Annotated in this window: 9 protein-coding genes; 7 read left to right on the top strand and 2 right to left on the bottom strand. The window is 66.5% G+C overall.

Annotation, left to right across the window (positions count from 1 at the left end):
* The first annotated feature begins 21 nt into the window (after nt 1-21).
* The 7 genes from ITP53_RS01640 to ITP53_RS01655 all read left to right on the top strand — a co-directional run bounded on the left by ITP53_RS01640 (nt 22) and on the right by ITP53_RS01655 (nt 4,132).
* A complete protein-coding gene (locus ITP53_RS01640) occupies nt 22-1,245 on the top strand; it encodes a phosphotransferase family protein (protein ID WP_195893438.1) in 1,224 nt (407 codons plus the stop codon).
* A gap of 186 nt (nt 1,246-1,431) precedes the next feature.
* Nucleotides 1,432-1,557, top strand: a complete 126-nt coding sequence (locus ITP53_RS58945) for a hypothetical protein (protein ID WP_268960886.1) — start codon at nt 1,432-1,434, stop codon at nt 1,555-1,557.
* A gap of 82 nt (nt 1,558-1,639) precedes the next feature.
* Nucleotides 1,640-1,975: a TauD/TfdA family dioxygenase gene (locus ITP53_RS58950; RefSeq protein ID WP_207755409.1), complete on the top strand. Its 336-nt coding sequence runs from the start codon at nt 1,640-1,642 to the stop codon at nt 1,973-1,975.
* Complete coding sequence (locus ITP53_RS58955; protein ID WP_207755410.1) at nt 1,957-2,424, top strand: TauD/TfdA family dioxygenase; 468 nt, start codon at nt 1,957-1,959, stop codon at nt 2,422-2,424. The genes ITP53_RS58950 and ITP53_RS58955 overlap by 19 nt, the downstream gene beginning before the upstream one ends.
* The gene (locus tag ITP53_RS01650) at nt 2,412-3,209 is read left to right on the top strand and encodes an ABC transporter ATP-binding protein (protein ID WP_207755411.1); all 798 of its coding nucleotides are present in this window, start codon (nt 2,412-2,414) and stop codon (nt 3,207-3,209) included. The genes ITP53_RS58955 and ITP53_RS01650 overlap by 13 nt, the downstream gene beginning before the upstream one ends.
* On the top strand, nt 3,206-3,328 hold the full coding sequence (locus ITP53_RS59985) for a hypothetical protein (protein WP_328813672.1): 123 nt from the start codon (nt 3,206-3,208) through the stop codon (nt 3,326-3,328). Before ITP53_RS01650 ends, ITP53_RS59985 begins: the two co-directional genes overlap by 4 nt.
* 129 nt (nt 3,329-3,457) lie before the next feature.
* On the top strand, nt 3,458-4,132 hold the full coding sequence (locus tag ITP53_RS01655; RefSeq protein WP_195893439.1) for an ABC transporter permease subunit: 675 nt from the start codon (nt 3,458-3,460) through the stop codon (nt 4,130-4,132).
* On the opposite strand, the gene ITP53_RS01660 is transcribed toward ITP53_RS01655, so the two are convergent.
* The gene (locus ITP53_RS01660) at nt 4,068-4,832 is read right to left on the bottom strand and encodes a nucleotidyltransferase family protein (protein ID WP_407941207.1); all 765 of its coding nucleotides are present in this window, start codon (nt 4,830-4,832) and stop codon (nt 4,068-4,070) included. The two genes, ITP53_RS01655 and ITP53_RS01660, sit on opposite strands and share 65 nt — an antisense overlap.
* 304 nt (nt 4,833-5,136) lie before the next feature.
* On the bottom strand, nt 5,137-6,093 hold the full coding sequence (locus ITP53_RS01665) for a cyclase family protein (RefSeq protein ID WP_236050277.1): 957 nt from the start codon (nt 6,091-6,093) through the stop codon (nt 5,137-5,139).
* Nucleotides 6,094-6,517: the final 424 nt, after the last annotated feature.

A 6,517-nucleotide genomic window follows, 5' to 3' on the forward strand; every position in this document is an offset into this window, starting at 1 on the left:
CGAGGCCACGATCTTTCCCGCATGTTGATCGCTGCCATACTGGGCTTGCGCCCGCGGGCGTCCAGAAGAACGGCTTCTCAGCTACGTCACCCCATGAGGATCATGCCTTCCCCAGAACTCGACCTTTCGCATATCGAGGAACTGCTGAGCCGATCCCTGGGCACGACAGTGTCGATAGCGGATTCCGAGCACGTGACACCGTGGTCGATCTGGCGGTGCCGGCTGACCGCCCCTTCTGACGGCGACACGATTCCTCAATCCGTCATCGTCAAAATGTTGCGCGACGATCCCAAGGGATTCCGCACCGATCCGCGTCAGATCGCCACGGAGAGAGCCGCGCTGGAGTTCCTCGAAGAATCGGCCTTCGCCTCGGCCCCCCGGCTGATCGCCAGCGACCTCCGCGACAACCTGCTGGTGATGGAAGACCTGCCGTCGAAGCAGTCGCTGGCGGAGCTGACCGAGGAAGCCGGCGCCGAGCGGTCGGTGGCCGGCAGGAGGGCGTTCGCTCGTGCGATCGGCGACCTTCACGCGCTTTCGGCCGGCCGCGAGGCCATCTTCTATGGCCGGCAGACACGCTATTGTGCCGCCGCTCCGGAGGCCGACCGCCTTCCCGTGCTCGGGCATCGCTGGGGCGAGACCTCGCAGCGCCTGGCAGAACTCGGCCTGGCGCCCAACGGGCGGGTGGCCGCCGAACTGGCCACGTTGCACGATGTCCTGGCCGGAGACGACCCGGAGCATCGCAAGCTGGTGGTGCTCACCAACGGTGATCCGGAACCGAACAACTTCCTCGTCGAAGGCGATCATGGATGGATCATCGACTTCGAGTTCGCCGGCTATCGGCACGCGTTGACCAACCTCGCGTGGGTGAACGTGCCCGGCCCCATGTGGCTCACGGTCGCCGACCCGTATGCCGAGACTCTCGAGACCGACTATCGCAAGGCCGCCGCGGACGTCTCGCCCGGGCTGGCCGACGATCGGGTGTTCGGCCAGGGAATGGCCGCCGCCGGTTTCGCGTCGGCCTTCCGAGCCCTGAATCGATTCCCGGTCCTGGACGAGCGGCCGCAGGGCCATCGCAGCCGTCCGCAGCTCGTCTCCATTCTGGAGTCGGCCGCCGCCACCGCCGACCGGCATCGCTCATTCGCTCAGCTCGCCGCGTGGACGCGCCTGCTGGCTGATCACCTCCGGCGGCGCTGGGCCGACGCCGACCTGGACCTGGCGACAATCCCGTCCTACACGAGGCGCTGAATCTCAATATCCGCGGCGGCCGGGTGTTCAAGTGAATCTCCGGCAGCGGTTGAACGCGGCCGGCAGGTCAGGAATCGTGGAGTCGTGCCCCTGGGCCGGGCACGACGACGCCTCGCGGAATGACGGATGATTTCGTGTCGTGCCTGCGCAGCCGCATGCGCTCGTTCCGGCCCGGCACAACCGTCCGTGCTGACCGACCTGAGCTGGCCCGGCGCCGACCGGTCGCCGTTCCTGCGCCCCTTGCGGGAGGCCACCAGTGAGGACCAGCTGTCCATCAAGATCAACTTGGACGGATTCGAGACTCTGCGATGAGATGTACACCAAGGTCCTGATCAGCCTGCAGCCCACCGGGGCGAGCTGCGTGAGCTGGTGACGGCGCACGGCGCCGATGTGCATGCACCGCGAGCTCAGCTATCTCGGCGAGGTCCCGGCCACGCTGGTCATCACCTGCCTGCGAGCCCCCGAGGAGGGCGGCGCGACGGCCGTGGCGGACGCGAGCGGCGTGCTGCAGGACCTGCCCGCCGACCTGGTCGCCAGGATCGAGCGGGACGGCTGGATCCTGGAACGCAACCACAACGAATACGTCGGCGTCCCGCTGGAACAGGCGTTCGGCAGCGCCGACCGGGCGGTCATCGAGCGGTACGCGGCACACAACGCCGTGGACCTGACCTGGTCGGACGGTGCCCTGCACACACGCAGCGCCGGCCCGGCGTGGTCCGGCATCCGCTGACGGGACGGGCCTCCCTGTTCAACCAGCTCGCCTTCCTCAACGAGTGGACCATGGAGCCGGCCGTACGGGACTATCTCAAGCTGGAGTTCTGCGAGGAGGGAGGGCTGCCCTTCAACATGGCGTTCGGCGACGGCGAGCCGCTGGGGGAGGACCTCGTCACCGAGATCAACGCCGTCTACGATCGCCACACGGTCAGCCCGCCCTGGACAGACGGGGATGTGCTGCTGGTGGACAACATCGCCGTCGCGCACAACCGCGAGCCTTATCGGGGTGCCCGCGAGATGGTGGTCGCGATGGGGGACCCCGTGACGGTCCAGCCGTACGGCGCCGCGGCGCAAGCACCCCGACGAAGGTTAGTACGAGTGCCTGCCGTTCGTGCACTGTGCGTTCGTGCGCAGCTCCCTAGTGTTTTCACCATGAAGACACGGGAGGACTTATGCTCACGCTGAGGGGCCTGACCAAGCGGTACAGCGACACCACGGCGGTCGCCGACCTGACTCTCGACATCAAACCCGGACGGGTCACCGGCTTCCTCGGCCCCAACGGGGCGGGCAAATCCACCACTATGCGGGTGATCCTCGGTCTCGATCGGCCCACGGCAGGCGAGGCGCTGGTCAACGGCCGCCGCTACGAGGAGCTGCGCTTTCCGGCCTTCGAGGTGGGCGCGTTGCTGGAGGCGGGCTCCGTGCACCCGGGGCGCAGCGCCCGGCACCACCTGCGGGTGCTGGCCCGCACGCACGGCATCTCCCACCGCCGGGTCGAGGAGGTCCTGGAGTTCGTGGAGCTGACCGGTGCCGCGAACAAGCGGGCCGGCTCCTTCTCCCTGGGCATGGGCCAGCGGCTCGGCCTGGCCGCCGCGCTGCTCGGGGACCCGCAGGTGCTGATCCTGGACGAGCCGGTCAACGGACTCGACCCCGACGGTGTGCGCCAGATCCGCGAGCTCATGCGGTCGCTGGCCGCCGAGGGCCGCACGGTGTTCGTCTCCAGCCACCTGATGTCGGAGATGCAGCTCACGGCCGATCAGATCGTGGTCATCAACCAGGGCAAGCTCGTCGTCGACGCGCCGGCCGACACCGTGATCAGGAGCAGCTCGGCCGCGATGGTGCGGGTGCAGGTGCCGCGGGAGAGCGACATGCAGGCCCTGCTGACCCGGCTGTCGATGGAGTCGGTGACCGTCGAACGGATACGACCAGGAGCTGGACATCTGGGGGAGGAGGGTCGAGGAGGTCGGTGACATATGCGATGAGCTTCGGGTGCGCCTGCACGGGGCTGTGCACCGTCGAGGGGTCGCTTGAGGAGGCGTTCATGGAGCTCACCGCGGACAAGCACCAGTCGAAGGGGGCGCGGCGATGACCGAGACGAAGCTCGACAAGAGGCAGGGGACCGCTCAGGCTCCCGGTGCCCTGCTGCCGCGGGTCATCGCGGCCGAGTGGACGAAGGTCTGGACGCTGCGCTCGCAGCTGGTACTGCATCGCCGCGACGGTGCTGACCTCGATCGGATTCAGTCTCTACTACGGACTCAACATCGCGATCTCCAGCGAGCAGGGCCGCAATGACTTCCCGACCGACCTCGGCGCGGGGCCGACGACCGGTCTGGTCCTCACCCAGTGGGCGATCGTTGCGCTGGCCCTGGTCATGGTGTGCTCGGAGTACTCCACCGGCAACATCCGCTCGACTCTGCAATGGGTGCCGCGCAGATCCGTCGTCCTTGTGGCCAAGGCCGTGGTGGCCGCTCTGGTCGGGCTCGTGACCGGCTGGGTCGCCGGTCTGGTGGGCGCGCTGGCAGGATGGCCGGCGTTCGGCGGGTACGGAGTGTTCGACGGGCCGAAGCTGGTGTGGGACGTCTTCGCCACCGGAGTGGTGCTCGCGGGGATCGCGGTCATCGCCGTGGGGATCGCGGCTGCGGTGCGCAGCGCGGCGGGCACACTCGGCGTCAGCATCCTGGTGCTCCTCCTGCTGCCGATGCTGATGGACGCCAGCGGCGTCGCGATCGTGGAGAGTGCCGTCGACTACCTCCCGTTCGCCGCGCCAAGCACATCGTCGAGACCTCGCCGCCCTACTCCGGCGGGGTCGCGGCCGGGACAGATCACCCCTACGGGGCAGGCACCGTCACCCGGCCCAGGTGAATGTCCTCTCCCGCGCCGAGCACATCCTTGACAGTATCGACGCCGCGCCAATAGCCCTTTAGCGGGAACGCCCCGAGAGCCCCCTCGTGGGCGAGTCGGGGGAATGTACTGTCCTCATGGTCGCCGGAATCCGGAAGTTCCATCATGAAGTCCGGCCTGAAGCAGTAGATCCCCGCATTGATCCAGTACGGGAGCTGCGGACTTTGCGTGAATCCCCGCACCCGTCCCTGCACTTCATCGACCTCGACGACACCCAAGTGAGAATGGTAACGGGCCAACGTCAACGTCCCGATAGTGCCGCTTCGGTTACGCTGTTCGGCGAGTTCCGAGAGATTCATGTCGGTGATAACGTCGCCATTGATCCCGAACCACGGCTCATCGAATGGCAGCGCCTTCGCCGCATGCTTTAGACCACCTCCCCTGCCCAGCGGTGTAGTCTCTCTTACGACATTGATCTTGAGATCAGGAAGCTCCGACATGACCTCGGTCGCGGCCACTTCCAGCATCTCCCCGTGATAACCCGCCGACACCACTATGTCCCGGACGCCATAGTGGGCCAGCCAGCCGGCCTGCCAATGGAATATACTCTTGCCCGCCACCTCCACCAATCCTTTTGGACGGTTTTCGGTGTACGGGCGCATCCTGGTTCCTCTGCCCCCGTTAAGAATTACTGCCTGGATGTCGAAGCAAATACCCGCGCTGCTGGCCGAACAAGGAATTTCAGTGCTCACCGCCCGGGTGGGCCTCGGGCGATTCATTGGTGAAGTATCCAGGACTTTGCAGGAACCGCCGCGAGCGGCGTGAAACAGCACTTCGATTTTTCGGTGGATGTCACATGACAGAATCCCTATTCTCGGCACCCTGCGTCGCGAACTCCTGGGCCGGATCCTGATCCTCAATGAACCTTTCCCGGTGAGCCTTGATCACGCTGGGTAGCCCCGGGCGTGCCTCGCCTCCAGGCCGCAGACATGAGTGAAGCCGCTGCTAATTAGCTCGATCGCGGTTGCGGGCATCGCACCCCCTCGTGAACCGCGATCAGAATGTGGCGATCGGGTTGACCGGGCTGCCGGACGTACCGGCGAAGCGGACCGGCGCGACTGCGAGGTGGAAGTCCCACTGGCCGAGCTCGGCAGCCGTCCTCGCGCACACCTCCAGATCGCAGTTGTCGAGCAGCCACAGACCCATCGCGACGAGGCTCACGGCGTGAACCGGCATCAACACGTCTTCGTACCCCGACGGCTGAACGTCCTGGGGGGTGTCAGCGCCGATCAGCGCGACCTCCCGTTCATGCAGCCACGGCAGGCAGGACGCGTGCCACCCGGCCTGCGTGAAACCGCCGGCCGCACCGGCCTCGTGCCGGACGCGGCCATAGCCGGTCCGCAGGAGCACCGCATCGCCGGATCGCACCCGCACACCCTGGCGACGCTCCGCCTCCTCGAGATCGTCGGGAAACACACCCTGCCCCGGTTCCAACCACGGCACATCGCGGACCCTCGCAATGTCCAGCAGGACACCGCGCGTGATGATCCCGTTCGCCGCCGCCGTGACGGTCGCCCACGCCGATCCCGTTGCGGCGTCGACCAGCGAGTGCGACCGCCCGTTGTACATCGTGCCGTCCCAGAAGATGTGGCACGGCGAGTCGACGTGGGTGAGGGTGTTGCCGTGGAACGTGATGCCGAGCCGCTCGGACGAAAAGCCCCAGCGCCGGTCGTTGCGGAATCCGGGCACCGGCATGTCCTCGGCACCCGGCATGTCGGCGGCGCACGGGCACGTCGTCGTCGACCGCTCCATGTCTTCCGGTACGGCAACCTCCCATGCGCACGACACGCTCCTGCCGTGGCGCACGGCCCGCGCCGCCGCCAGCCGGACGTCGTCGGTGATGTGGTTCAGAGTGCCGAGCTCGTCGTCGTCGCCCCACCGTCCCCAGTTCGACAGCGTGTTGAAGTACCCGAGCACGTCGTCCTGTGTGGGCATCGGTCGCCCTGCCGTCATCTCAGCATCGACTCCTCCGGTCACGTGGTTCGAGGCACCGCAGGCAGGGTATCCCGCCCTCTCCTTTGACATGACCTCGCCGGGGCCGGAGAGACGGTGTGAGCAACCTCGATCCAACCCCCGGCGAGGCCCATGTCAATCCCCATCCGCCTCGGCGATCTCACCACCCGTTACGCGCAGAACTTCTGGATAGGCGCTTTAGAACTGGTCTTTGCAAAGAGATCAAGTTCAAGCGAGAGGCTTCACTTGTCGTCCCGTATCACCTATACGACGCAGCCACGTAGCCCCCGAGAGATATACAGAGGTTGAAAGGCTGGCTTCTCGCGTTACGGCGGTTCGGGTTCGAGGATCAGTTCGGTCTGGGCGATGATGGCGTTGAGCAGGTCGGGCCGGTATTGCAGGCGCTTGAGATGGTGCTTGATGA

Origin of the sequence: Nonomuraea cypriaca (assembly GCF_015645445.1) — a bacterium.
Lineage (GTDB): Bacteria > Actinomycetota > Actinomycetes > Streptosporangiales > Streptosporangiaceae > Nonomuraea > Nonomuraea cypriaca.